The organism is Sphingomonas humi (assembly GCF_039536725.1).
GTDB classification, from domain to species: Bacteria; Pseudomonadota; Alphaproteobacteria; order Sphingomonadales; family Sphingomonadaceae; genus Sphingomicrobium; species Sphingomicrobium humi.
The window spans coordinates 358,839-380,004 of sequence record NZ_BAAAZD010000001.1 but is presented as its reverse complement, the minus strand read 5'-3'; the positions used below and the strand labels follow the sequence as shown (position 1 = coordinate 380,004).

The following is a 21,166-nucleotide window of genomic DNA, read 5'->3' as shown; positions in this document are numbered from 1 at the left end:
GTGCGCATCGCGATGCTCACTCCGGCGCCGTCCTACGGGTCGGACTTTAATTGGGCCTTCGACATCCAGGCCGAGGCCCTCCGCGCGGCGGGTGCGGAGGTAACGGGTGAGCCCTGGACGGAGTTCGAGGGTCCGGCGGGTTACGACCTCGTCCTCCCGCTCGTCGCGTGGGGCTATCACCAGCGCCACGCCGAATGGCTGACGTTCCTCGACCGTGCGGAGGCCGAGGGCTGGCCGATGGTCAATCCGCCGCGGCTGCTGTGGTGGAACAGCGACAAGGCCTATCTGGCCGAGCTTGGCCGCAAGGGCATCGCCAGCGTGCCGACGCTGGAAGTCGACCATCTCAACGAGGCGGCGCTGGCGGCGGCGCATGGCGTGCTCGGCGCGGATGAAGTGGTGATCAAGCCGCCGGTCTCGGCGGGTGCCTGGGGGACCTACCGGCTGAACGCTGGCCAGCCCGTTCCCGAGGACGTCCATGGCAAGCGCATGCTGGTCCAGCCGTGGCTTGGCGCGGTGGTCGAGGAAGGCGAATACAGCCTGATCCTGTTCGGCGGCCGTTTCTCGCATTGCGTGGCGAAGCGACCAAAGGCGGGCGATTATCGCGTCCAGCCCGATCACGGCGGGACGACCGAGCCCGCGGAGCTGCCCGAAGGCGCGCTCGCGCTGGCCGAGGCGGCGCTTGCCGCAGCCCCGGCTCCCGCAACCTATGCCCGGGTCGACCTTATCCGCGGCAACGACGGCGCGCTGCGGCTGATGGAAATGGAGCTCATCGAGCCCGCCTTGTTCCTGCAATGCGCGCCAGACGCGAAGGCGCGCTTTGCGGAAGCGATCCTGGCGACGGTAGCCTCGCCGCAATCCAGCTAAGCGTAACTTCCGTCAGCGCCGGGCTCAGCCCCCCAGCGCCCTCCCGAACAGCCACTGCCTGAGCGCGCTGGTGAGGTTTGGCGGATTGGCCACCTTCAGCCGCGCTTCGTCGATCTCCGCGACCAGTGCATTGACCGGCATGACCGCGTCGCGCGCCGCCACCTCGAGCGCGCGCCAGAACAAGGGTTCGAGACTGATGCTGGTCTGGTGACCACGGATCAGGACGCTGCGCTTCACAGGTGGCGAGTAGGTGACGATGTCCACCGTCAATACATGTGCTGCCCGCCGTTGATGGACAAGGTCGAACCCGTCACGAACCCGGCATTCTCGTCCACCAGGAAAGCCACTCCCCGTGCGATTTCGTCGGCGCGGCCCAGGCGGCCCACCGGAATCCGGGCGACGATCTTGCCGAGCACGTCCTCGGGAACTGCGGCAACCATGTCCGTGTCGATGTAGCCTGGCGCGATCGCGTTGACCGTGATCCCGGTCCGCGCCCCTTCCTGGGCAAGCGCCTTGGTAAAGCCATGGATGCCCGACTTGGCCGCGGCGTAATTGACCTGGCCATATTGCCCGGCCTGGCCGTTGATCGACCCGATGTTGACGATCCGTCCATAGCCGCGGCCGACCATGCCTTCCCACACCGCCTTCGCCATGTTGAAGCAACCGCCAAGATTGGTGTCGATGACTTCCTGCCACTTGGCATGGTCCATCCGCTTCATCGTGGTGTCGCGGGTGATCCCGGCATTGTTGACCAGCACGTCGACCGGGCCGACCGCCTGCTCGACTTCGCGGACGCCGGCCATGCAGGCTTCATGGTCGCTGACGTCCCACTTGAACGCCTTGATTCCGGTCCGCTCGGTAAAGGCCCGGGCGCGCTCCTCGTTTCCGGCATAATTGGCCGCGACGGTCATTCCCGCATCCCGCAGCGCAATACTGATCGCCTCACCGATGCCGCGCGTGCCGCCGGTCACGATTGCCACTCTTGCCATTTGTTACTCTCCTCCGTCCGGAAGCGAGACTAGGCAGGCGCAATCCACCCCGCAAGTTCGCGGCGGACGATCGCTTCAAGCATCTGCATGCCTTGGTCGCGATCGTTGAGGCAGTCGAGGCGGGCATAATCGCGGCCACCTGCTTCGGTGAATTCCTCCTTGCCGCGGATCCCGAGCTCCTCGATCGTCTCGAGGCAATCGGCGGAAAAGCCCGGCGCGGCGATGGCGATGCGGGTGATGCCCTGGGCCGGATAGGCTTTCAGCACCGCGTCGGTGGCGGGCTCCAGCCACTTGTCGCGCCCGAAGCGCGACTGGAAACTGGTATCGACGGTGATCTTCAGCCGGTCGCCAAGCAGCCGGGCGGTCTTGCGGCAATGGCAATGGTAGGGATCGCCCTTGCGCAGCGTCCGCTCCGGCATTCCGTGGTACGAAAGCAGAAGGCGCTGCGGCTCGAAGTCGAGCGCTTCGAGCTGAGCCTCGATGTCGCGCTGGAGCGCGCCGATATAATCGTCGCTGTCGTGATAGGGCGGAAGCGTGCGCAGCGCGGGCTGCCAGCGCATTCCCGCCAGCGTCGCAAAGGCGAGGTCGTTGGCGGTAGCGGTCGTGGCGGCGCAATATTGCGGGTAGAGTGGCGCCAGCAGGATCCGCTCGCAGCCGGCATCCTTCATGGCGGTAAGCCGGTCCGGAATGCTCGGCGCGCCATAGCGCATCGCCCAGTCGACCAGCACTTCGTCACCCAGTCGCCCGGCAAGCGCGTCGGACTGCCGCTTGGTGATCGCGGCCAGCGGCGAACCATGTTCGGTCCACACCTGCGAATAAGCATGCGCCGACTTGGCGGGGCGCGTGCGCAGGACGAGGCCGTGAAGGATCGGCTTCCAGATCGCGCGCGGGATCTCGATGACGCGGGGATCGGACAGGAATTCGGCAAGATATCGACGCACCGCGGGCACGTCGGGGGCTTCGGGCGTGCCGAGGTTGATCAGCAGCACGCCGACCTTGCGCGGCGGAATGACAGGGTGCGTGGCGGGAAGCGGCATGATTGTCAGGACTTCGGATCGAGCGGCAGGCTGCGCAAGCGGCGCCCGGTCGCGGCGGAAAGAGCGTTGCCGACAGCCGCGGGGGCTGCTGCCGGCCCGAGCCCGCTAGCCCCCCCGGGGGCCGCGTCGGAAGCCAGTATTTCGACCAGCACCTCGGGCGCGCGGGCAAGGGTCGGGATCTGCGGCTCGATCGGTTCGAGCACCCGGCCATGGCGGAAGGAGGGCGCGCGCGCCGTCGCCTGAGCAATGGCCGACAACATACCGCCCTCGACTTCGGCCTTCAGCAGCGCGGGATTGATCACCCGCCCGCAATCCACTGCGGCCACCAGCCGGCTCACCTCCACCATTCCCCCTTGGCCCAACTGGGCCTGCGCGACGACCGCGATGTGGCTGCCATAGCCGCTAAAGGCGGAAAGTCCCATCACGCTTCCCGCCCCGCCGCCGTCCCATCCGCCAAGCGCGGTCGCGCGAACCAGGCAGCGGGCGAGGCGCGGGTTGCCGGAGAGCAGCGCCATCCGCTGGCTCAGCGGATCGCGCCCTCCCAGCCGCGCCAGTTCGTCGAGAAAGCTCTCGGTGAAGAAGGTGAGGGCAGGGTGAAGCTCACCGCGGTGATAACCCAGCCGGATCGGAAGCGCTGCCGGCGCGAACTCCAGCGCGACGTCGGGAATGCCATAGGGGAGGGGCATGAGCGCGGCTTGCCGCGGTCCCTGGCCGCTTGTCCCGAACAGCCGCGCCATCGCCTCGGCAGTGCCATCGCCCCCGGCGACCCGCATCCGCCAGCCGGCGATCGAACCGTCCGGAAGCGGACGGGCGAACATCCGGGCCTTGAGCGGCGCCCGCACGGCGTCGGACCGCACCTGCTCGGTCCGGCTTGCGGTGGCCTGCACCGGGCGGCCCGTCCGCCTTACCAGCGTGGCGGCGATCGACACCATGTCGGCTTCGAGCGCCGCGCCGCCCTGACCGCCGACGGGCATGGGATAAAGGATGGTCTTGCCGAGCGCATGCCCGGCCGCCTCCGCCCCTGCACGGCGCGCCAGTACGGGAGCCTGCGTCGCGGCCCATATTTCGAGCAATCCGCCCTGGAGCCGGGCCGTCGCGCTCGGCGGCTCGATGTCGGCGTGCAGCTGTGCCGCGGCGGTATAGGTCGCGGCCAACGGCCGGGCCCCTTCGAATGCCTGGTCGACGTCGCCGACGCTGTGCAAGACTTCGAAATCGTCGCCCGCGAGTGCTTCGTCCAGGGCCGCGGCGATGGCCAGGTCATTACCGCCGGCAGGCCCAAGTGTAGTGACCTTCGCAGCGGCAAGAGCGCGCTCGGCCGACCACCAGTCGTCGGAAATGGCGGCGACCCATCCGTCGCCCGTCTCGAACCGTACCCCTTGCGGAGGCCCGGACTTAAGCGCGATCGTCCCGCGCCCCGCGCGCCGCACAGAAGCGTGGAGCAGGTCGGGCAGCCGGACGTCGCCCGCGAAGCGAAGCCGCCCTTCGGCCTTGGGAAGGGCATCGAGGCGGGCGAGCGGCTTGCCGACCAGATCGCCGACCGCCTCGCGCAGCGGGATGTCACCGCCAGGAAGGGATCGCACCGCAGCGCCCTCGCCCAGCGCTGCAAAGGGCAGCGACTTGCCTTCGTGGCGCACGAAACCGCCGCTGGTGTCGCATTCGGCCGCGCTGACGCCCCACCGGTCGGCGGCCTCGGCACATAGGAGCAGCCGCGCGACGGCCGCAACCTGTCGCATCGGCTGTGCATAGGCCCGGACCGATGTCGCGCCGGCGGTGATCCGCGTCACGCCCGCTTCGGACGCGAACGGCCAGGGCCGTGCGCCTGCTATCCAGCCTTCCACCTCGGCAAGGCTGTTGTCCCAGGCACTGCCGGAACGGGCGGGCGCGACCGCGACCGATTCCCAGGCCGCGCCAAGCTCGTCGGCGGCGATCTGGGCAAGGGCGGTCGAGATACCCTGCCCCGTCTCCACCTGCGGGACGGCAATCGTCACCCGCCCGTCGCGGCCGATCAGGATCGCCGGTCCGAGCGCCGACTGGTCCTTTCCGGCAAGCAGGCTGGCGCGCTCCCCGCGAGGCCAGGCGGCCCAGGCGACGATAAGGCCGGCAGCCGCGCCGGAGCCGACCAGGAGGGTTCGGCGGGTCAGCTTCAAGTGCGTAGCCTCAAGCCGCGTACTGGGCTTTCAGTGCCACCCGGTCGATCTTGCCGGTGCCCAGTCGCGGCAGGCTGTCGTGCGCGAAGATGAAGCGGCCGGGCACCTTGAATGCGGCAAGGCGCGGCTCGAGGAAGCGGCGCAGATCCGCTTCGCTGAGGTCGCTGCCCTCGGCCGGTAAGACGACCGCCACGGGCACCTCGCCGAGCCGGTCGTCGGGCGCACCGAATACCGCGGCTTCGGCCACCTTTTCGCAGGAATAGATGGCGGCTTCGACCTCGGCCGAGCTGATGTTCTCGCCGCCGCGAATGATGATGTCCTTCTTGCGGTCGACGATGAACAGGTAACCGTCCTCATCCAGAAAGCCGATGTCACCGGTGCGGAAATATCCGTCGGCGGTGAAGGCCGCTGCGGTGGCCTGGGGGTTCTGCCAATATTCCTTGATGTTCGCGGCCGAGCGGATCGCAACCTCGCCGCGCTCCCCACCGGACAGATGCGCGTCGCCATCGCCAAGGATCGCAATGTCGACAAAAGGCAGCGCGCGGCCCGTCGACGCGGGCTTGGCAAGGTAATTGCCCCAGTAATTGCCGCAGCCGACGGCGTTGGTTTCGGTCAGGCCATAGCCAAGCGCCGGCTGCGCGGCCTCGAAGCTGTCCTTGAGCCGCTGCACATGCGCGACCGGCCGCGGCGCGCCGCCAGCCGCAATGTCGGTCAGGCTGGACAGGTCGAAGCGATCCCTGTCGGGATGGCTCATCATTTCCAGGCTCATGGTCGGCACGCCGACGAAATAGGTGATCTTTTCCCTCTCGATCAGCCGCAGCGCCTCGCCCGCGTCCCACTTTGGCATCAGCACCATGCCCCGGCCGATGACGAAGCTGTTGAGCAGGACCGGGACTTCGCCGGTGACATGGAACAGCGGAACGTTGAGCAAGGTCTTGGGCGGATGCTTGGGTTCCGACCCCATGCTCTGCATGATGCCGAGCAGGCACATCAGGCTGGTGGCATAAGTGTAGACGCCCTGCGTCACCGCGCGGTGCGTCGACAGCGCGCCCTTGGCGCCGCCGGTCGATCCCGAAGTGAACAGGATGGTGGCATCGTCGTCCGGGCCGATGTCAGGCAGCTCGGCAGATGTGTCCTCGCCCCCGGTGATCGGGGCCATGGCTTCGGCGATCGGGCGCTCGATCGGAAGCGACACCAGCGCGATCTGCCCGCACCCCGCTTCGAGGCGGCGGAAGCGCGGTTCGTCGGCGATGATCAGCTTGGGCGCAGTGAGCTCCAGCGCGTAGCGCGCTTCCTCCGCCTGCCACCAGCCGTTCAGCAGGGTGGAAACGCCGCCCGCCTTGAGGATCGCCATGTGAGCGACGATCCAGCTTGGGCAATTGCGCATGGCGATGCCCACCCGGTCGCCCTTGGCGATGCCGTGCCGCGCCACCAGGGCGCGCGCCACCTCGTCAGAGATCCGGTCGAGGTCGGCGAAGGTCAGCCTTTCCTCGCCGCTGATCACCGCTTCCACGCCGGCATTCAGCTGGCAGAAGGTCTTGAAGAAGGCCGGCAGCGTCGCGGGAAAGTTGGTGACCATGCGCCGGCCCTGCGCGTCCTCACCGACCACCAGGCGCCCGCCCGGCCCCGTGACGGCCGCGAACACGGCGTCGTAACGTTGGTCGAGCTCGGTCGGCATGGTGTTGTCGTTCCTTGGCCTTTGCTTTCCCGCACCTTATGGGACGCGGGGGCGCCTAGGGAAGACCGAATGAACAATGTAACATCCGCGGGTATCGACTTTACCAGCCTCGGGCTCGATCCCGTCGCGCTGAGCGTTCCCCTCGGTTTCACGACGTTCGAGCTGCGCTGGTACAGCCTGGCCTACCTCGCGGGCATCTTCCTTGGTTATTTCTACATGCTGCGTCTGATCCGCCAGCCGGGCGCGCCGATGGCCCGGCGCCACGCCGACGACCTCGTCTTCTATGCCTCGCTCGGCGTGATCCTCGGCGGGCGGCTCGGTTATGTCCTGTTCTACCGCCTCGGCTTCTATCTCGAAAACCCGCTGGAGATCATCAAGCTGTGGGACGGCGGGATGAGCTTCCACGGCGGCGTGATCGGGACCAGCCTCGCGATCATCTACCTGTCGTGGAAGGAGAAGCTGAACTGGCTCCGGATCCATGACTATGTCTCCTGCGTGGTGCCGATCGGGCTGTTCACCGGCCGCCTCGCCAACTTCGTCAACGGCGAACTGTGGGGTGCGCCGACGACGGTGCCCTGGGCGGTTCGCTTCCCTGAAGTGATCGCAGGCGTGGTGACGCTCGGGCCCCCGCGGCATCCGAGCCAGCTTTACGAGGCGGCCCTCGAGGGGATCGTCCTGTTCGCCATCCTCGCCTTCATGTTCTGGCGCACGCGCGCACGCTATCAGCCGGGCCTGCTGACTGGCGCCTTCCTGTTCTTCTACGGCATCTTCCGCTTCGGGGTGGAGTTCATCCGCGAGCCCGACAATCATCTCCGCGCCTTCGCCGAGGCGACCGGCCTCCATATGGGCCAGTGGCTGTGCGTGCCGATGATCCTGGGCGGGCTTTACCTGATCGCGACCGCCGCGAGCCGCCGCCGCCGCGTGGAAAGCTTCGCCGGCCAGGAGAGCGTCGCCTGACGCCTTTCGCGCGCGCGCTGATGGAGCGGCTCCGAAGCCAGGGGCCGATGACCGTCGAGGCCTATATGGAGGCGTGCAACACCTATTATTACGCGACCCGCGATCCGCTCGGCGCGGGGGGCGACTTCACCACCGCGCCCGAGATCAGCCAGATGTTCGGAGAACTGGTCGGCGCGGCGCTGACCGACGTCTGGCGGCGCGCAGGCGCTCCGGCGAACGTGCGCTACGTCGAACTCGGGCCCGGGCGCGGGACACTGGCAAGCGACGCTTTGCGGGTGATGCGCTCGGCCGGCCTTTCGCCACCCGTCCACCTCGTCGAAACCAGTCCCACCTTGCGGCAGGCGCAGGCAGCTTTGCTCGGCGATGTCACCCATCATGACGCGATCGGCGACCTGCCCGGCGACAGTCCCCTGCTGGTCGTCGCTAACGAATTCCTCGATGCGCTGCCGATCCGGCAGCACGTCGGCAGCGCGGAGCGGCATGTCGAGTGGATCGGCACCGGCCTCGCCTTCGATCGTGACGGCGAGATCGTGGAGACTTCCCCCGCACGAGACGAAGCGGTGCGGGCACTGAGCGAGGGACTGGTCGCGCTCGGCGGCGTCGCCCTCGTGATCGATTATGGCCACGCCCGCAGCGCGCGGGGGGACACCCTTCAGGCCGTCCGCAGCCATCGTTTTGCACCTGTGCTCGACAGCCCGGGCGAGAATGACCTCACGTCGCATGTCGATTTCCAGCGCGTGGGCGAGGTGGCGCAGGATGCCGGGGCATTCGTCGCCGGCCCGGTCGAACAGGGGGCGTGGCTTGAGCGCCTCGGCATCCAGGCCCGCGCCCGCGCCCTCGCCAATGCTTCGCCTGCGCGGGCGGGTGAGATCGAGGCCGCCCGCGCGCGCCTTTGCCGACCCGACCAGATGGGCAGCCTGTTCAAGGTGCTTGCCATTCACTCGCCCGAATGGCCAAAGCCCGCCGGGCTATGATCATCCGTCCCGCTACCGCTGCCGACCTCCCCGCGATCGACCAGGTCTTCCGCACCTCCTTCTGCGACACCTTCGCGCACCTCTACGATCCGGCCGATCTCGCCGCCTTTCTCGATGGCTTCACTGCCGCGACGTGGCAGGCCGAATTCGACGATCCCGACTATGCCTTTCAGGTCGGCGAAGTGGGCGGAAAGGTGGTCGGCTACATCAAGCTCGGCCCGAACAAGCTGCCGCATGTCGAGCCGGGACAGTTGCTGGAGCTGAAGCAGCTCTACCTCCTCAAGGAAGCGCAGGGGACCGGCCTTGCGCATGGCCTCATGAACTGGGCGCTCGACGAGGCGAAGTTGCGCGGAGCACGGCGGATGGCGCTGTCGGTGTGGAGCGAGAATTGGCGGGCGCAGGCCTTTTACGACCGCTACGGTTTCGAGGACCGCGGGCCGGTCGGGTTCATGGTGGGGAACCACCGCGACGAGGACCGGGTGTGGGAAGCCGAGCTGTGAGCGTCCCGGTGTGGCGCGCGCGCAGCTTCGGCGACCTGCCGCACGGCTTCCTCGGCCGCGCCGGCGGGGTGAGCGAGGGCGCGATGGCGAGCCTCAATTGCGGCTGGGGAAGCGGTGATGATCGGGCCCTGATCGTCGAGAACCGGCGGCGCGCCGCCGACGCGGTGCTGCCGGGCGCGGCAATCGTCTCGCCCTATCAGGTCCACGGGATCGACGTGCTCGAAGCCGGAGACTGGTCCGACAACGAGCGGCCCCCTGCCGACGGGCTGGTCACCGACAGGCCGGGTGTCCTGCTCGGTATCCTCACCGCCGACTGCGCGCCCCTGCTGTTTGCCGATCGCGAGGCCGGCGTGATCGGTGCCGCCCACGCCGGGTGGCGCGGCGCGCTGGGCGGGGTGGCGGAGGCGACGATTGCCGCGATGGAGAGACTGGGCGCCGACCGCTCCCGCATCGCCGCGGCGATCGGCCCGACCATTGCGCGGGCCTCCTACGAGGTCGATCGCGCCTTTCCCGAACCGTTTCTCGCGGCCGATCCCGAGACCGAGCGCTTCTTTGCCGAGGGGCCGGCGGGCAAGCCGCATTTCGACCTTCCCGCCTACCTGCTCCACCGTCTGGCCGCCGCGGGGCTGCGGCAGGTCGAGGCGCTGGGGCTCGATACCTACGACCGCGAGGAAGACTTCTATTCCTTCCGCCGCGCCACCCACCGCGGCGAGCCGAGCTATGGCCGGCAGATCAGCCTGATCGGGCTGCGCTAACCACTCGGCAAGGGATTGGCCTTATTCGCAAGGGCATGGCGCGACCCATGCCCTCGGCCAAGAAAGCAGTCGACCTTGCCGGCGGACCCCGGAAGGTCGGATCGCGCATTCGCCGTGCGCCGCCGCCCAAGCCCGAAAAGCGGCTCACCGCCGCCGAACTGCGCGAGCGGGAGCGGACGGTGGTGGTCGGCGGAATCCTGCTGTTCGCGGTGGCCCTGTGCGTGATCATGGTCGCGGCCGGGCAGTGGGGCGGGTGGAGCCCGAGCCACGTCCAGCTGGTTATCAACGCCAGCTGAGCGATCAGCCCGCGGCGGGCATCGTCCCAGGGCGGAGATAGGCCCACATGTGCGGTACGTAGTCGCGCTTGCCGAGCGGGACGCCGGCGCTGCGCAGGAGGGCGTAGGCCATGTCGACGTGGAAGCTGACCTGCGGCAGCGCCCAGTCGCGGACGTAGGCGAAGCCGGTCATGTCGAATACCATGCCCATCGGAAGCACGTGCGAAAGCGGGCGGTCGGCGGCGGCGTCGAGTTCGTCGGGGCCGACGCCTTTCAGCAAGGCGACCGCGGCGGCGAGGATGGCGCGCAGCTCGGCGAGGGAGCCGGGCTCATCGGGCCGGGTCGCGCCGTGGGTGCGGATGGCGGTCACCTCGTCGGGCACCTCGGCGTCGCGGAGGCGGTAGACGGCTTCCTGCGTCAGATAGGCGGCGAAGCGCAACTGGGTCCCGAGCGGGAACATGTCGGTCGCCAGGCGGACGCGGAGGAGGTCGTCGACCGTCATCTTCTGCGCGGCGGCATGCTCCTCCCCCTTGTCGAGCCAGGCGAGCAGGGCGGTGAGCTGGTTGGTGAAGGTCGGAACGACGAGCTTGGTCAGCATGGGGCCTCTGGCGATCGGGATGAGGGGCCATGCTTAGCAGCCGCGGCGCTGCGGGTCACACCCGTGACCCGCGGTGAAGCGGAAACCCAAGGCGCGAAGTTGTCGAAGTTGACGCGGTCGGTGGGGTCCGGCTTGTGACCTTTCCCTTCCACGGCGAACCGCACAGGTTCGTTAAGCGATCAAATCCTACACTGCAAGCGGGCGGGGTCAGCGGGCGAAGGTGAAGCCCGCGACCGGGCGTGTCTCACGGTGCTGGTGGACATCATTTGGCCCGCCCCTCTTGGGAAGGGACGGGCCGCCGCATCAGGGGAGATGCTGATATAAGTGTAACGAAACCCGACACCCCTGGTTCCGCCTAGTGGCCCGGCGCCATCCTTGGGAGAGACGCCGGACCACCGGGAGCCAAAACTCGCGCCAAACCGCCGTTGTTCCGGTGCCGGACCGGCGCATGGTCGCCGCGCGATACGATTAGGTTGAACGATTTGGCGCGCCGTCGATTCCTGACGTCATCCAATGATGGAGGCGTCAGAATGTCGAACGAACGCGAGCTGATCGATACCGGCACGGACAAACGCTATGTCCGCCGCGACGAGGAAGGGCGCTTCAAGGAGAGCGTCGATGTCAGCCGGTCGCTGAGCCAGGATGCGCGCAAGCATGCCGCGACCAAAAAGCCGAGGAACCAGGGCGACAAGGGCGACTGAGGAACCGCGAACGGCTCCTCATTTCAGCCACGCCCCGGGCCTTGCGCGCCCTAGTGGCGCGAGAAGGCGGGCCGGAAGCGTTCGCGGCGGGCGTCGTTGGCGATGATCTTGCCCTTGAACTTCTGCGTCATGAGGACGGCGCCGGCGCTGCTCTGGCAGACCAGGCGGGTGCCGCCATCGGGCAGTTTTTCAAGGGCCGAGATGCCGACCTTGGCCGCATCGCACTTGGCGATGACGTCCTGCTGGGCGAGCTTGAGGAAGAGGACCCGGCTCATGCGTTGGCCGCCCGGCGACGCGCCGTGATGCGCTGGCCATAGGCTTCGAACAGGTCGAGGTGGGCCTTGGCCGAGGCCTGGCAGGTCGCGGCGCGCGCACGCGCCAGCGAGACGCCGCGGCGCCAGTAGAGATAGTTCATGTCCATGAGATGCAGCTCCATTGCCGGTAAGCAAGAGCGCGTAGGATCTCTCAGTCGCACGGGCTTACAGGGCCAATCCGTGCGATGGGCAGCATGTAGCACGGATGGGGTGGAATGGCTAATCGGGGCGGGGCCGGGAGCGCACCCGGGCGCAGGCGGCACGCGCCTCGCGCAGATCCGCCAGGAACGATCGATCAGCTGGTGTGCTGGCTCAGGGCCCCGATCGCCTGCTGCAAGCCGTGCGCGGCCAGTTCGAGATGCACCGCAACCTCGGGAGGACCGCCATGGCCGTCGAGGAGGTCGACCGCTTCGGAAATCAGTCGCAGCGCGGCCTGGAAAGCGTCGCGCTGCTGGAACTCTGCACCCGTCATCCCGGAAATACCTCCAGAATGGTGGGACTATCCCTCTATCGAGGTGGAATCAACGCCGGTCGACCGGCGCGTCCGGGAGGCCTGCGGGCGTGGCGCGATAGAGCCGGGTCAGATAGCTTTCCATCACCGCGCGGCCCTTGGCGGTCAGCCGGATCAGCTGTCGCCGCCCGTCCGCGCTGTCCGCCACGCGCTCGATCAACTCTTCGCGCACAAGCAGCGCCTGCCAGCGAAGCCCGGTCGAGCCGCTCGCCTCGGCGGCATGGGTGAGGCTGGTGACGGTGAGCACCTCGCCGCGGTGGGGCAGGCAATAGAGCGCGAGCAGCATGTCCCAGGCCGGTTCTCCGAACAGGCTCCGGTCGAGCAGCCGGTAGCGCGCGCGCCGCGCTTCGAAGATCCGGTCGGCGAGCTGGACGAGCTCGCCCGTCGTCGGCGCGGCGGTCGGAGGGTCGCGCCGCCGGCCCTCGTCGCCACGGGCAATGTCGTCGAGCCGCAGCGTGAGCCTGATTTCGATGCAATCGTCGCCAAGCGGCGTGGCCGAAACACCGTCGGCTAAGTCGAAACGATCCTGCCGCGACAACATCCGCTCCCAAGCACACGCATGACCGCAGCAACGCTGCGGGCCGAGCAACCCAACGCTAACAATCTTTGCTCCCGGCGCAAGTTAAACCGGGCTCGGGTGACCGGGTGCGGCTTGGTGGGGCGTTCGGTTCGGAAGTTCGGGGCGGTGCGGCGGGAGGGGTGGTTGCCGGCGTCTGGGGTTGGTGTTGAGGGGCGACCGGGATGAGCGGTCGCGCGCCGTTTCCGCGCGGCGAACACCTACCAATTGCCGTAGCGTCGGGGGTGCAACGATTCAGCGTTTCGGCCATTTTCAGGGGTGCCGATGCGGCGAGTGAGCCCGCGTTTGTTGCACCCTTCGGAGAGGCTGCGATGAGCACCAAGGACCGAGATTATATGCTTGCCCGCGCCGCCCAGGAGCGGGCCATGGCCGAACAGGCGCCCGACGAGATCATCGGGGAAATCCACCTGCAACTCGCGCACGAATATGAGGTGCGCGCCAATGTGCAGGACGTGGCGTCGCGGGCGGGCAATGACGCGCTTGGGTTGGTTTCGGGGGGTGATCGGAGTTCTTAGAGCGCGGTTCGGTTAGTGGGAGGGCTGGCCGGTCGGCGTTTGGGTTGGTTTGCTTTGTGCGGCATCAGCTCGCACGTCATCAAGACGCCTCATCAGGCTTTGCACCCGGGACGACAGACGGTTCTCGAGTGCAATAGCAGTCTTCTGGTCAAGAACGCCGGCTTCGAGCGCTGCGCCAGCTTTGCTGGGTCGAAAGCGGTAATGCCATATCCAGCCGCCTTGTTTGTCGACGTAAACCGAGCTTGCTGCGTGAACGATCCTGTTCCGCCAATTTAAGTCGCTCTGGAGCTCATCGAGATCGGAAATGAGCTGCGGCGCTTTCTTGTGGGGGCAGCCTTGAAGAACCGTCTTCAGAACTTTCATGCGCGCTCCGAAGACAGTTGGCTGCTTTTCGCCCGGCGGAAGTGGCAAGGCGGCAATCGTCAGCGTTGCTGCTTCTTCAAGCCTGGCCAGCGTTTCGATGCAGTGCCCACGCCATCTGTTGAGTTCAGCGACGGCGTGACGATGCGCGTCTTGTAGGGATTGGCTGACCGGCAGTTCGACTGACATGGCCTACAGCATGATCGAGAGAAGTTGCTTTCCGGTTAGGCGATAGCTTTGGTCATCATCTCCACGACCGATCGTAGCTCACCATAGCCGATCTCCTCGGCATGGCGGCGGAGGGTCGCCAGCGACAGGCTTGCCTGTTCGGGAAGCGCCCTTTCTCCAATTACGAAGAAGCGCCACTGCAGAGGGTCGCGATGATCGGTATCTTCGTCGCATAAGGGATGCCAGGCGAAGATGAAGATGTCCGCGTTGCGGCTGCGTCCCGAGGTCCAGCTGCCATCACTTTCGTAGCGACCCGTCTTGTAGGCCGTGCTGAAGTGGCCTCGGCTTGGTTGGGCGCCGGGACTATGCCAGCTTTGCCGCGCGGCCGATTGCTTGACCTGGATGCGCAGGCCCGACGGGTGCTTCAGGTCGCATTCGCCCCAGTCGCCCGTTAGCTGCCACTCCGGCTCCAACGCGGTGGCGACGATCTCCTCCACGAGTTCGCCTCTGGCCGAATTGCGAACGATGGGTGAGCCGTAGAGCCGTCGTGCGAGACGCTCGATGATGGGTAGCCAAGATTGCGTCATCAATTGTGGGAATGCATAGAAGAAACCTACTGAGCGCATGGGATACCTTCGAATTCGGGAAGCTGCACTGAGGGCCGCTGCACCCTCCTTCCGCAGTCTTTCTTTAATTCCCGCACACGAGCTGCAGTGAGCACTCCTTTTGTTTTGAGGTCGTGACAAGTCGGGCATAGAAGCGCGATCCCATCAGCGGCGTGCTCTGTTGCATCGGCGTACTCGGGATCAAAGTGGTCGTATTGATAGAGCGAGGCTCGGCAGCGAACGCAACCAAACTGGCAACTCTGCCGAACCTCGCGCTTCACATCCGCCGGAATAGTTCGAGACAGGCCATGTTTGTTCGGCACTACTACTCCGCCGCCACCCCGGCCGCATCGAACAGTCCACCCTCAGCCTCGGCCTCCGGCGCGTCGTTCGCGATCTTGGCTTTCTGGCGGCTGTCGAAGTTGGACCACACCGTGTTCCAGTCTCCCTTGGTCGCGGCCTTGGAATATTCGGTCGCGCGCTGCTCGAAGAAGTTGGCGTGCTCGACGCCGTTCAGCAGCGGGGCGAGCCAGGGGAGGGGGTGCTCGTCGACCATGTAGATCGGCTGGAAGCCGAGCTGGCCGAGGCGCCAGTCGGCGATGTAGCGGACGTACTTCTTGATCGACTTGGGGGTCATGCCCTCGACCGGGCCCTGCTCGAAGGCGAGGTCGATGAAGGCGTCCTCGAGGCGGACGGTCTTCTGGCACTGGTCGATGATCGCGTCCTTGACGTCCGCGGTCAGGCAGTCGCGCTCCTTCACGAAGGCGTGGAAGAGCTTGATGATGCCCTCGCAGTGGAGGCTCTCGTCGCGGACCGACCAGCTGACGATCTGGCCCATGCCCTTCATCTTGTTGAAGCGCGGGAAGTTCATCAGCATGGCGAAGCTGGCGAACAGCTGCAGCCCTTCAGTGAAGGCGCCGAACATGGCCAGCGTCTTGGCGATGTCGGCGTCGGTGTCGACGCCGAAGGTGCCGAGATAGTCGTGCTTGTCCTTCATCTCCTTGTACTGGAGGAAGGCGCTATATTCGCTTTCGGGCATGCCGATCGTGTCGAGCAGGTGCGAGTAAGCGGCGATGTGCACCGTCTCCATGTTGGAGAAGGCGGTCAGCATCATCTTGATCTCGGTCGGCTTGAACACCGAGCCGTACTTGTCGTGGTAGCAATCCTGCACCTCGACGTCGGCCTGGGTGAAGAAGCGGAAGATCTGGGTGAGAAGGTTGCGCTCGTGCGGCGTCAATTTCTGCGCCCAGTCGCGGCAATCCTCCCCCAGCGGCACTTCCTCGGGCATCCAGTGGATCTGCTGCTGGCGCTTCCAGAATTCGAACGCCCACGGATATTCGAAGGGCTTGTAGGCCTTGTTGGCTTGCAGGAGGGGCATGTCGTCAGTCCTTGTGGGCGGTGTCGGTGGTGGAGGAGGCGGCCTGTTCGGCGCGTTTGCGTTTGGCGTGCATCGCGAGGAGCACGGTCATGCAGCCCGAAAAGACCGCGACCAGCGCGGCAAGCAGAGCGATGAATTCAGGCTTCATGGCTTGGTCCTTTCACGGTGAATGAGGGCGGAACGGGCGGTCACCAGAAGAACCGACCGCCGCGCGGCGCCGAGGATTTGCCGGCGCGGGCGCGGAACATCTGGAGGTACATCCACAGGCCCGAGAAGGCGAAGAAGACGAGCGCCACGCCCGACAGCATGGCGAGCGCGGTGCCGACGGGGCCGAACTCCTCGCCCGAGTGGAGGTGATGGAGGAAGCCGACGTTCCAGCCGCCGGGCTGCGGCTTGGGCCGGCAGGTCATGGTCTCGGGGCAGACGAAGCCAGCGGGGATGGCGGGCGGCGGGGCAGCGGCCTGGCGCGAATCGTTCACCAGGCTGCCGATGTGGCTGAGCAGCCCGGTCACCGCGATGAACAGGATCAGGAGGCCGAAGAAGACGCTGAGCCAACGGTGCCACTTACGCATGCGTTATTCCTTTGTTGCGAATCGTTCGCAAGGCGTGGCGTTGTTGCGAGCGTTTCGCAAGAGGGTGCGATGCGCGGGTCACGAGGCGAGGTCCAGGCCGATCAGGATCACCGCGACGACGCCGATCACGGTCAAAGTGACGGTCAGCCACCACTGGTAGCGGCGGCGGGTGGGGTCGTCCTCGCGCCGCGGCATGTCCTCAGTGCGCGAATTGATGAGGGTGATCCCGACCAGCGCGGCAAGCGTGGCATATTGGATCGGAAGCTCGCGGCCCGGCACCACGTCGAGCCGGACGGCGAAATGCCAGAGGAGGATGGCGATTGCGGCGCCCTCGCACAGCACGCCCAGCCATTGCACCCAGTTGAAGGGCCGCTTCGGCCGGGTCGGCGCGGAAGCGTGCCGGGGGTCGAAGGACGAGGCCTGGCGGTAGCTCATGCGGCCAGCTTCCGGGTGTGACGAGGACAATGGAACGGTAGTGCATCGAAACCCGAAACCGGGCGTTCAGCGCTCATCATTCCCCCAAGAGGAGCAGAACGATGACCGACACCAGCAACATCCGCGAGCATATGGAAGTGATCGGCGCCGACGGCGTCCATGTCGGAACCGTCGACAAGGTCGAGGGCGACCGCATCAAGCTGACCAAGAAGGACAGCGGTGCCGAGATCGAGGGTGCCGAGGGCAGCCATGCCGGGCACCATCACTACATCTCGACCGGCCTCGTCGCCGAGGTCGAGGGTGACAAGGTGCGGCTGTCGGCGACCGGCGCCAATGCCGTGACCTTCGAAGAAGAAGCCTAGGATCGCGGTGTCGCTCGCCCCGTGAAGGGCGGGCACCGACGAGAATGCGGGGGCGGCTGGGCTGGAGAGGCTCATGCCGCCCCCGTTTCGTTGGCGAATTCGGGGTAGGGTTTGGTCGTCACATAAGCGATCGCGAAGCCGCCGAGCACCAGCCCGAAGGCGAGCAGCATCATGCCCGCGATCAGCTGCGCGGTGGACTTGCGGCTTTCGCCGACCCGGCCGCGCAACGCGGCGACGAGCATTAGGAGACCGGCGAGGGCGGACACGCCGCCGAGGATGACGAAGAGGATGTTCATGCGGTCCTCAACGCTTCTTGCTGCTCTTCGCGCCGACCCACGAGCCGAGCACGATCACGCCGCTGGCCAGCACGAACAGCACCACCGGACTGGCAAGCCAGCTCATTGGCCGGGCCTGCCGCCACGGGCGCGGAGGAGGAGAAAGGCGATTCCGGCCACCAGCGCGAGAAGGATGACGATCCTGAGCATGTCCTGACTGTCCTCCTTTCGGCTGGGGGAAACGAGCAGCGCTCGCCGGGCCGTCCGTGCCCTCTCCCCGACAAAGGAGAGAGGGCTACGGGCTTACTGGCAGGCGAGGCACTCGTCGTAGTTGGTGACCTCGACCTGGATTTCGCGAAGCGCAGGGGTGTTGTCGGCTTCCACCCCGCCCGCGAAGCCGGCGCGCTGCACCGACTTGGAGCGGAGATAGTAGAGCGACTTGATGCCGAGCTCCCAGGCGCGGAAGTGGAGCATCATCAGGTCCCACTTGTCGACGTCTGCCGGGATGAACAGGTTCAGCGAGGTGGCCTGGTCGATGTAGGGCGTGCGGTCGGCGGCAAGCTCGATCAGCCAGCGCTGGTCGATCTCGAAGCTGGTCTTGTAGGTAGCCTTTTCGTCTTCCGAGAGGAAGTCGAGGTGCTGGACGCTGCCGCCCTGCTCGAGGATCGAATTCCACACCGCGTCCGAGTTCTTGCTCTTCTCGGCGAGCAGCTTCTCCAGATACGGATTGCGGATCGAGAAGGAGCCCGACAGCGTCTTGTGGGTGTAGACGTTGGCCGGGATCGGCTCGATGCAGGCCGAGGTGCCGCCGCAGATGATCGAGATCGACGCGGTCGGCGCGATCGCCATCTTGCAGCTGAAGCGCTCCATCACGCCCATGTCGGCGGCGTCGGGGCAGGGCCCGCGCTCGACCGCCAGCTGCAGCGAGGCCTCGTCGACCTGCGCCTTGATGTGATTGAAGATCCGGAGGTTCCAGCTCTTGGCCATCGCGCCCTCGAAGGGGAGGCCGCGGGCCTGGAGGAAGGAGTGGAAGCCCATCACGCCGAGGCCGACCGAACGCTCGCGCTCGGCGCTATACTTGGCCCGCGCCATCTCGTCGGGCGCGCGGTCGATGTAGTCGGTGAGGACATTGTCGAGGAAGCGCATGACGTCCTCGATGAACTGCTTGTCGCCGTTCCACTCGTCCCACGTTTCGAGGTTGAGCGAGGACAGGCAGCAGACCGCGGTGCGGTCCATGCCGAGGTGATCCTTGCCGGTCGGAAGGGTGATTTCCGAGCACAGGTTCGAGGTCGAGACCTTGAGCCCGAGGTCACGGTGGTGCTTGGGCATCGACCGGTTCACCTGGTCGATGAAGATGATGTAGGGCTCACCCGTCGCGAGGCGGGTCTCGACCAGCTTCTGGAACAGCGAGCGGGCGTCGACGGTACCGCGCTCCGACCCGTCCTTCGGGCTGCGCAGGGTGAATTCGCTTCCTTCACGGACGCATTCCATGAATTCGTCGGTGATCAGCACGCCGTGGTGGAGGTTCAAGGCCTTGCGGTTGAAGTCGCCCGAAGGCTTGCGGATTTCGAGGAATTCCTCGATCTCGGGGTGCGAGACGTCGAGATAGCAGGCGGCCGAGCCGCGGCGCAGCGAGCCCTGCGAAATGGCGAGGGTCAGCGAATCCATCACCCGGACGAAGGGAATGATGCCGCTGGTCTTGCCGTTGAGGCCGACCGGTTCGCCGATGCCGCGCACCGCACCCCAATAGGTGCCGATGCCGCCGCCCTTGGAGGCGAGCCAGACATTCTCGTTCCAGGTGTCGACGATGCCGTTCAGGCTATCCGACACGCTGTTAAGATAGCAGCTGATCGGCAGGCCGCGGCCGGTGCCGCCGTTGGACAGCACGGGGGTCGCCGGCATGAACCACAGGCGCGAGATATAATCGTAGACGCGCTGCGCATGCGCTTCATCATCGGCGTAGGCCGAGGCGACGCGGGCAAACAGGTCCTGATAATTCTCACCGGGCAGGAGGTAGCGGTCGTTGAGCGTCTCCTTGCCGAATTCGGTCAGGAGCGAATCGCGCGACTGGTCGGTGACGACGGTGAAGCGGCGCGCGTCGACCGTCTTGCTGTCCTTCTTCGACTTCGCCGCCTGGGGCGGGGTGGTGACGTCGGTCGTGCCGACTTCGCTGCCGCTCGAGAAGTCCATGCCTATACCCTCCTGGCGAGTCTCAATCGCGACTCGCATGTTCTTGTTCCGTTCTCGTTCGGTCATGGCCCAGCCAGCTCCCGAATCCAAGCGCTCGGCCAAGGGCGAAGCGGCCTTTCCCCGCTTTCCACAGGGCGCACTTCTGCATGCTGGGAATATAGTTATCCCCAGACCCAGTCACAAGCTTGTGTGGGTGCCCCCTCGGCTCTGCTACAACATCTTGTGCTTTCATCCGCGTGCGGACGCAAGCCGGTTTGTGCTGGTTAATGCAAAATTGCGGTGGACGGTTGGCCGCACGAGAGGGCGGCTGCGGCACGGATGCAACAGCCTGGGCCGGGCCGGCTGGCGGTAGGGCAAGCGGGCGGCTCGGACCCTTCGCGAAGCACCCGGACTTTCGTCCAGTGCGCCGCGCGGGGGGTTGAAGGAGGCGATATCGGCAGTTATCTGCCCCAACGCGGACCGGGCCCCTCTGGCGCGTTCGCGGCTGCATGAAGCAGCTGTGAGCACGTGATGTCGGACCGCATCGGATCATCCGATGTGAGCTGGCCCGGGCACAAGCGCCCCCACACACTGAACGATGCTCCGATCGGCTTCACCCGTCGATACGAGGAGGATCAGGACTTGGACCCGCATGCGTTCCGGCCACCGCCGAGGCTGCTGTCATCAGCCTGCAATATTGTTGTAACAGGGGGCACGCGACGGACGCGAGGATCGCGTCCCCACGAGGGGTGCACCTGCAATGACCTTCCGACTGCTTGGCGCGGCGCTTGCCGTTGGCCTGTCCACGCCGGCGCTGGCCGAGGAGAACCGCTTCGAAGCCTGGTTCGACGGGACGATCTCGAAGGATCTGGGCGGCGGCACCTTTGCCGAATTCCAGACCCAGCAGCGCCAGCGCGGAAGCAGCAATCCGATCGGCGACAACCAGACCTACCGGCTGTGGCTGGGCCAGAAGTTCGGCTCCACCAAGGCCAGCTTCGGCGTCCACCGGAGCAAGGAAGGGCTGGTGCGCGAGACGCGGCTGATCCAGTCGGTCAGCTACAATATCGGCGCGTCGGGGCTGAAGGGACGGACCCGGCTCGAGCAGCGCTTCATCGACGACGCGCCGCGGACCAGCTGGCGGGTGCGCCAGCGGTTCGGTTACGCGATCCCGCTGACGGGCGAAAAGGGCGGCTGGAAGCTGGCCGGCAGTGCCGAGGGCTTCTGGACGCTGCGCGCGACCAGCAGCACGGGCGATACCGGGCTGACCGGGATCAGGACCTTTGTCGGCTTCGAACGGAGCCTCGGCCAGCTCGACCTCGGGGTCGGCTACACCCGCCAGCAGAACATCCGAAAGAACAGGCCGGACCGGGTCGGCCACGCGCCGACGCTCAACCTCACCCTCAATCTCTGAGCCGCCCTGGCGCGGCTCCGATCCGCTAGGAGCCGCCCA

28 protein-coding genes are annotated in these 21,166 nt (G+C 66.5%); 10 read left to right on the top strand and 18 right to left on the bottom strand.

All coding sequences use genetic code 11. From position 1 onward, the window contains the following. On the top strand, positions 1-864 hold the full coding sequence (locus ABD729_RS01840) for an ATP-grasp domain-containing protein (RefSeq protein ID WP_344708454.1): 864 nt from the start codon (positions 1-3) through the stop codon (positions 862-864). A 24-nt stretch (positions 865-888) separates the two neighbouring features. Here the strand turns inward: ABD729_RS01840 and ABD729_RS01835 are convergent, their stop codons facing one another. From ABD729_RS01835 to ABD729_RS01815, 5 genes are read right to left on the bottom strand one after another with little or no spacing between them, the layout of a single operon-like run. Then, positions 889-1,128, bottom strand: coding sequence for a ribbon-helix-helix domain-containing protein (locus tag ABD729_RS01835; RefSeq protein WP_344708453.1), 240 nt, complete (start codon positions 1,126-1,128; stop codon positions 889-891). Between the two features lie 2 nt (positions 1,129-1,130). Beyond that, positions 1,131-1,853: an acetoacetyl-CoA reductase gene (phbB, locus tag ABD729_RS01830; RefSeq protein WP_344708452.1), complete on the bottom strand. Its 723-nt coding sequence runs from the start codon at positions 1,851-1,853 to the stop codon at positions 1,131-1,133. Between the two features lie 29 nt (positions 1,854-1,882). Further along, positions 1,883-2,890 (bottom strand): ferrochelatase, encoded by a 1,008-nt coding sequence (hemH, locus tag ABD729_RS01825; protein WP_344708451.1) that lies wholly within the window; start codon positions 2,888-2,890, stop codon positions 1,883-1,885. A gap of 5 nt (positions 2,891-2,895) precedes the next feature. After that, a complete protein-coding gene (locus tag ABD729_RS01820; RefSeq protein ID WP_344708450.1) occupies positions 2,896-5,037 on the bottom strand; it encodes a molybdopterin cofactor-binding domain-containing protein in 2,142 nt (713 codons plus the stop codon). A gap of 10 nt (positions 5,038-5,047) precedes the next feature. Further along, positions 5,048-6,715, bottom strand: a complete 1,668-nt coding sequence (locus ABD729_RS01815) for a class I adenylate-forming enzyme family protein (protein ID WP_344708449.1) — start codon at positions 6,713-6,715, stop codon at positions 5,048-5,050. 69 nt (positions 6,716-6,784) lie between these two features. Between ABD729_RS01815 and lgt the strand changes: the two genes are divergently transcribed. Genes lgt through ABD729_RS01790 form a run of 5 tightly spaced genes read left to right on the top strand, consistent with a single transcriptional unit; the run spans position 6,785 to position 10,197 of the window. Next, positions 6,785-7,672 carry a prolipoprotein diacylglyceryl transferase gene (lgt, locus tag ABD729_RS01810; RefSeq protein WP_344708448.1) on the top strand — a complete coding sequence of 296 codons (888 nt, stop codon included), beginning with the start codon at positions 6,785-6,787 and terminating at the stop codon, positions 7,670-7,672. Positions 7,673-7,692: 20 nt separating this feature from the next. Continuing rightward, a complete protein-coding gene (locus tag ABD729_RS01805) occupies positions 7,693-8,646 on the top strand; it encodes a class I SAM-dependent methyltransferase (protein WP_344708447.1) in 954 nt (317 codons plus the stop codon). Then, a complete protein-coding gene (locus ABD729_RS01800; RefSeq protein WP_344708446.1) occupies positions 8,643-9,146 on the top strand; it encodes a GNAT family N-acetyltransferase in 504 nt (167 codons plus the stop codon). The genes ABD729_RS01805 and ABD729_RS01800 overlap by 4 nt, the downstream gene beginning before the upstream one ends. Next, positions 9,143-9,901 (top strand): peptidoglycan editing factor PgeF, encoded by a 759-nt coding sequence (gene pgeF / locus ABD729_RS01795; protein WP_344708445.1) that lies wholly within the window; start codon positions 9,143-9,145, stop codon positions 9,899-9,901. Before ABD729_RS01800 ends, pgeF begins: the two co-directional genes overlap by 4 nt. A gap of 35 nt (positions 9,902-9,936) precedes the next feature. Continuing rightward, the gene (locus ABD729_RS01790) at positions 9,937-10,197 is read left to right on the top strand and encodes a hypothetical protein (RefSeq protein ID WP_344708444.1); all 261 of its coding nucleotides are present in this window, start codon (positions 9,937-9,939) and stop codon (positions 10,195-10,197) included. A gap of 4 nt (positions 10,198-10,201) precedes the next feature. Here ABD729_RS01790 and ABD729_RS01785 read toward each other — a convergent pair whose 3' ends face one another. Next, a complete protein-coding gene (locus ABD729_RS01785) occupies positions 10,202-10,774 on the bottom strand; it encodes a DUF1993 family protein (protein ID WP_344708443.1) in 573 nt (190 codons plus the stop codon). Positions 10,775-11,304: 530 nt separating this feature from the next. Here ABD729_RS01785 and ABD729_RS01780 point away from each other — a divergent pair. Further along, complete coding sequence (locus tag ABD729_RS01780) at positions 11,305-11,475, top strand: hypothetical protein (RefSeq protein WP_344708442.1); 171 nt, start codon at positions 11,305-11,307, stop codon at positions 11,473-11,475. A 50-nt stretch (positions 11,476-11,525) separates the two neighbouring features. Here ABD729_RS01780 and ABD729_RS01775 read toward each other — a convergent pair whose 3' ends face one another. The 4 genes from ABD729_RS01775 to ABD729_RS01760 all read right to left on the bottom strand — a co-directional run bounded on the left by ABD729_RS01775 (position 11,526) and on the right by ABD729_RS01760 (position 12,841). Continuing rightward, complete coding sequence (locus ABD729_RS01775; RefSeq protein WP_344708441.1) at positions 11,526-11,750, bottom strand: hypothetical protein; 225 nt, start codon at positions 11,748-11,750, stop codon at positions 11,526-11,528. Beyond that, positions 11,747-11,911, bottom strand: coding sequence for a hypothetical protein (locus ABD729_RS01770; protein WP_344708440.1), 165 nt, complete (start codon positions 11,909-11,911; stop codon positions 11,747-11,749). The genes ABD729_RS01775 and ABD729_RS01770 overlap by 4 nt, the downstream gene beginning before the upstream one ends. Before the next feature lie 173 nt (positions 11,912-12,084). Next, positions 12,085-12,261 carry a hypothetical protein gene (locus tag ABD729_RS01765; protein WP_344708439.1) on the bottom strand — a complete coding sequence of 59 codons (177 nt, stop codon included), beginning with the start codon at positions 12,259-12,261 and terminating at the stop codon, positions 12,085-12,087. A gap of 49 nt (positions 12,262-12,310) precedes the next feature. Continuing rightward, entirely contained in the window at positions 12,311-12,841 is a 531-nt protein-coding gene (locus ABD729_RS01760; protein WP_344708438.1) for a MarR family winged helix-turn-helix transcriptional regulator, read from the bottom strand. A gap of 347 nt (positions 12,842-13,188) precedes the next feature. Between ABD729_RS01760 and ABD729_RS01755 the strand changes: the two genes are divergently transcribed. Then, positions 13,189-13,392, top strand: coding sequence for a hypothetical protein (locus tag ABD729_RS01755; RefSeq protein WP_344708437.1), 204 nt, complete (start codon positions 13,189-13,191; stop codon positions 13,390-13,392). Between the two features lie 12 nt (positions 13,393-13,404). Here the strand turns inward: ABD729_RS01755 and ABD729_RS01750 are convergent, their stop codons facing one another. The 6 genes from ABD729_RS01750 to ABD729_RS01725 form a co-directional block, all read right to left on the bottom strand. Further along, on the bottom strand, positions 13,405-13,941 hold the full coding sequence (locus ABD729_RS01750; RefSeq protein ID WP_344708436.1) for a hypothetical protein: 537 nt from the start codon (positions 13,939-13,941) through the stop codon (positions 13,405-13,407). Positions 13,942-13,976: 35 nt separating this feature from the next. After that, complete coding sequence (locus ABD729_RS01745) at positions 13,977-14,546, bottom strand: hypothetical protein (RefSeq protein ID WP_344708435.1); 570 nt, start codon at positions 14,544-14,546, stop codon at positions 13,977-13,979. A gap of 304 nt (positions 14,547-14,850) precedes the next feature. Next, on the bottom strand, positions 14,851-15,903 hold the full coding sequence (locus tag ABD729_RS01740) for a ribonucleotide-diphosphate reductase subunit beta (protein WP_344708434.1): 1,053 nt from the start codon (positions 15,901-15,903) through the stop codon (positions 14,851-14,853). 4 nt (positions 15,904-15,907) lie between these two features. Then, positions 15,908-16,051 (bottom strand): hypothetical protein, encoded by a 144-nt coding sequence (locus tag ABD729_RS01735; protein WP_344708433.1) that lies wholly within the window; start codon positions 16,049-16,051, stop codon positions 15,908-15,910. A gap of 40 nt (positions 16,052-16,091) precedes the next feature. Next, positions 16,092-16,475, bottom strand: a complete 384-nt coding sequence (locus tag ABD729_RS01730; protein WP_344708432.1) for a PepSY domain-containing protein — start codon at positions 16,473-16,475, stop codon at positions 16,092-16,094. A 78-nt stretch (positions 16,476-16,553) separates the two neighbouring features. Continuing rightward, positions 16,554-16,910 carry a hypothetical protein gene (locus ABD729_RS01725; protein WP_344708431.1) on the bottom strand — a complete coding sequence of 119 codons (357 nt, stop codon included), beginning with the start codon at positions 16,908-16,910 and terminating at the stop codon, positions 16,554-16,556. 101 nt (positions 16,911-17,011) lie between these two features. On the opposite strand from ABD729_RS01725, the gene ABD729_RS01720 reads away from it, so the two are divergent. Further along, positions 17,012-17,272, top strand: coding sequence for a DUF2171 domain-containing protein (locus ABD729_RS01720; RefSeq protein WP_344708430.1), 261 nt, complete (start codon positions 17,012-17,014; stop codon positions 17,270-17,272). Positions 17,273-17,343: 71 nt separating this feature from the next. On the opposite strand, the gene ABD729_RS01715 is transcribed toward ABD729_RS01720, so the two are convergent. Together ABD729_RS01715 and ABD729_RS01710 are read right to left on the bottom strand one after the other, a co-directional pair. Then, positions 17,344-17,568 carry a hypothetical protein gene (locus ABD729_RS01715; RefSeq protein ID WP_344708429.1) on the bottom strand — a complete coding sequence of 75 codons (225 nt, stop codon included), beginning with the start codon at positions 17,566-17,568 and terminating at the stop codon, positions 17,344-17,346. Between the two features lie 282 nt (positions 17,569-17,850). After that, entirely contained in the window at positions 17,851-19,737 is a 1,887-nt protein-coding gene (locus ABD729_RS01710; RefSeq protein WP_344708428.1) for a ribonucleoside-diphosphate reductase subunit alpha, read from the bottom strand. A gap of 739 nt (positions 19,738-20,476) precedes the next feature. Here ABD729_RS01710 and ABD729_RS01705 point away from each other — a divergent pair. Next, positions 20,477-21,127, top strand: coding sequence for a DUF2490 domain-containing protein (locus ABD729_RS01705; protein ID WP_344708427.1), 651 nt, complete (start codon positions 20,477-20,479; stop codon positions 21,125-21,127). Positions 21,128-21,166 lie beyond the last annotated feature (39 nt).

What these genes read in the sequence shown, in the direction of transcription:
- hemH (WP_344708451.1), bottom strand. Translation starts at nt 2,890, where the DNA reads ATGCCGCTTCCCGCCACGCACCCTGTCATTCCGCCGCGCAAGGTCGGC.
- ABD729_RS01780 (WP_344708442.1), top strand. Translation starts at nt 11,305, where the DNA reads ATGTCGAACGAACGCGAGCTGATCGATACCGGCACGGACAAACGCTAT.
- ABD729_RS01800 (WP_344708446.1), top strand. Translation starts at nt 8,643, where the DNA reads ATGATCATCCGTCCCGCTACCGCTGCCGACCTCCCCGCGATCGACCAG.
- ABD729_RS01815 (WP_344708449.1), bottom strand. Translation starts at nt 6,715, where the DNA reads ATGCCGACCGAGCTCGACCAACGTTACGACGCCGTGTTCGCGGCCGTC.
- ABD729_RS01765 (WP_344708439.1), bottom strand. Translation starts at nt 12,261, where the DNA reads ATGACGGGTGCAGAGTTCCAGCAGCGCGACGCTTTCCAGGCCGCGCTG.
- ABD729_RS01775 (WP_344708441.1), bottom strand. Translation starts at nt 11,750, where the DNA reads ATGAGCCGGGTCCTCTTCCTCAAGCTCGCCCAGCAGGACGTCATCGCC.
- ABD729_RS01710 (WP_344708428.1), bottom strand. Translation starts at nt 19,737, where the DNA reads ATGGACTTCTCGAGCGGCAGCGAAGTCGGCACGACCGACGTCACCACC.
- ABD729_RS01760 (WP_344708438.1), bottom strand. Translation starts at nt 12,841, where the DNA reads ATGTTGTCGCGGCAGGATCGTTTCGACTTAGCCGACGGTGTTTCGGCC.
- ABD729_RS01735 (WP_344708433.1), bottom strand. Translation starts at nt 16,051, where the DNA reads ATGAAGCCTGAATTCATCGCTCTGCTTGCCGCGCTGGTCGCGGTCTTT.
- ABD729_RS01715 (WP_344708429.1), bottom strand. Translation starts at nt 17,568, where the DNA reads ATGAACATCCTCTTCGTCATCCTCGGCGGCGTGTCCGCCCTCGCCGGT.
- ABD729_RS01745 (WP_344708435.1), bottom strand. Translation starts at nt 14,546, where the DNA reads ATGCGCTCAGTAGGTTTCTTCTATGCATTCCCACAATTGATGACGCAA.
- ABD729_RS01790 (WP_344708444.1), top strand. Translation starts at nt 9,937, where the DNA reads ATGGCGCGACCCATGCCCTCGGCCAAGAAAGCAGTCGACCTTGCCGGC.
- ABD729_RS01705 (WP_344708427.1), top strand. Translation starts at nt 20,477, where the DNA reads ATGACCTTCCGACTGCTTGGCGCGGCGCTTGCCGTTGGCCTGTCCACG.
- ABD729_RS01740 (WP_344708434.1), bottom strand. Translation starts at nt 15,903, where the DNA reads ATGCCCCTCCTGCAAGCCAACAAGGCCTACAAGCCCTTCGAATATCCG.
- ABD729_RS01730 (WP_344708432.1), bottom strand. Translation starts at nt 16,475, where the DNA reads ATGCGTAAGTGGCACCGTTGGCTCAGCGTCTTCTTCGGCCTCCTGATC.
- ABD729_RS01770 (WP_344708440.1), bottom strand. Translation starts at nt 11,911, where the DNA reads ATGGAGCTGCATCTCATGGACATGAACTATCTCTACTGGCGCCGCGGC.
- ABD729_RS01750 (WP_344708436.1), bottom strand. Translation starts at nt 13,941, where the DNA reads ATGTCAGTCGAACTGCCGGTCAGCCAATCCCTACAAGACGCGCATCGT.
- ABD729_RS01805 (WP_344708447.1), top strand. Translation starts at nt 7,693, where the DNA reads ATGGAGCGGCTCCGAAGCCAGGGGCCGATGACCGTCGAGGCCTATATG.
- ABD729_RS01720 (WP_344708430.1), top strand. Translation starts at nt 17,012, where the DNA reads ATGACCGACACCAGCAACATCCGCGAGCATATGGAAGTGATCGGCGCC.
- ABD729_RS01755 (WP_344708437.1), top strand. Translation starts at nt 13,189, where the DNA reads ATGAGCACCAAGGACCGAGATTATATGCTTGCCCGCGCCGCCCAGGAG.
- lgt (WP_344708448.1), top strand. Translation starts at nt 6,785, where the DNA reads ATGAACAATGTAACATCCGCGGGTATCGACTTTACCAGCCTCGGGCTC.
- ABD729_RS01725 (WP_344708431.1), bottom strand. Translation starts at nt 16,910, where the DNA reads ATGAGCTACCGCCAGGCCTCGTCCTTCGACCCCCGGCACGCTTCCGCG.
- ABD729_RS01785 (WP_344708443.1), bottom strand. Translation starts at nt 10,774, where the DNA reads ATGCTGACCAAGCTCGTCGTTCCGACCTTCACCAACCAGCTCACCGCC.
- phbB (WP_344708452.1), bottom strand. Translation starts at nt 1,853, where the DNA reads ATGGCAAGAGTGGCAATCGTGACCGGCGGCACGCGCGGCATCGGTGAG.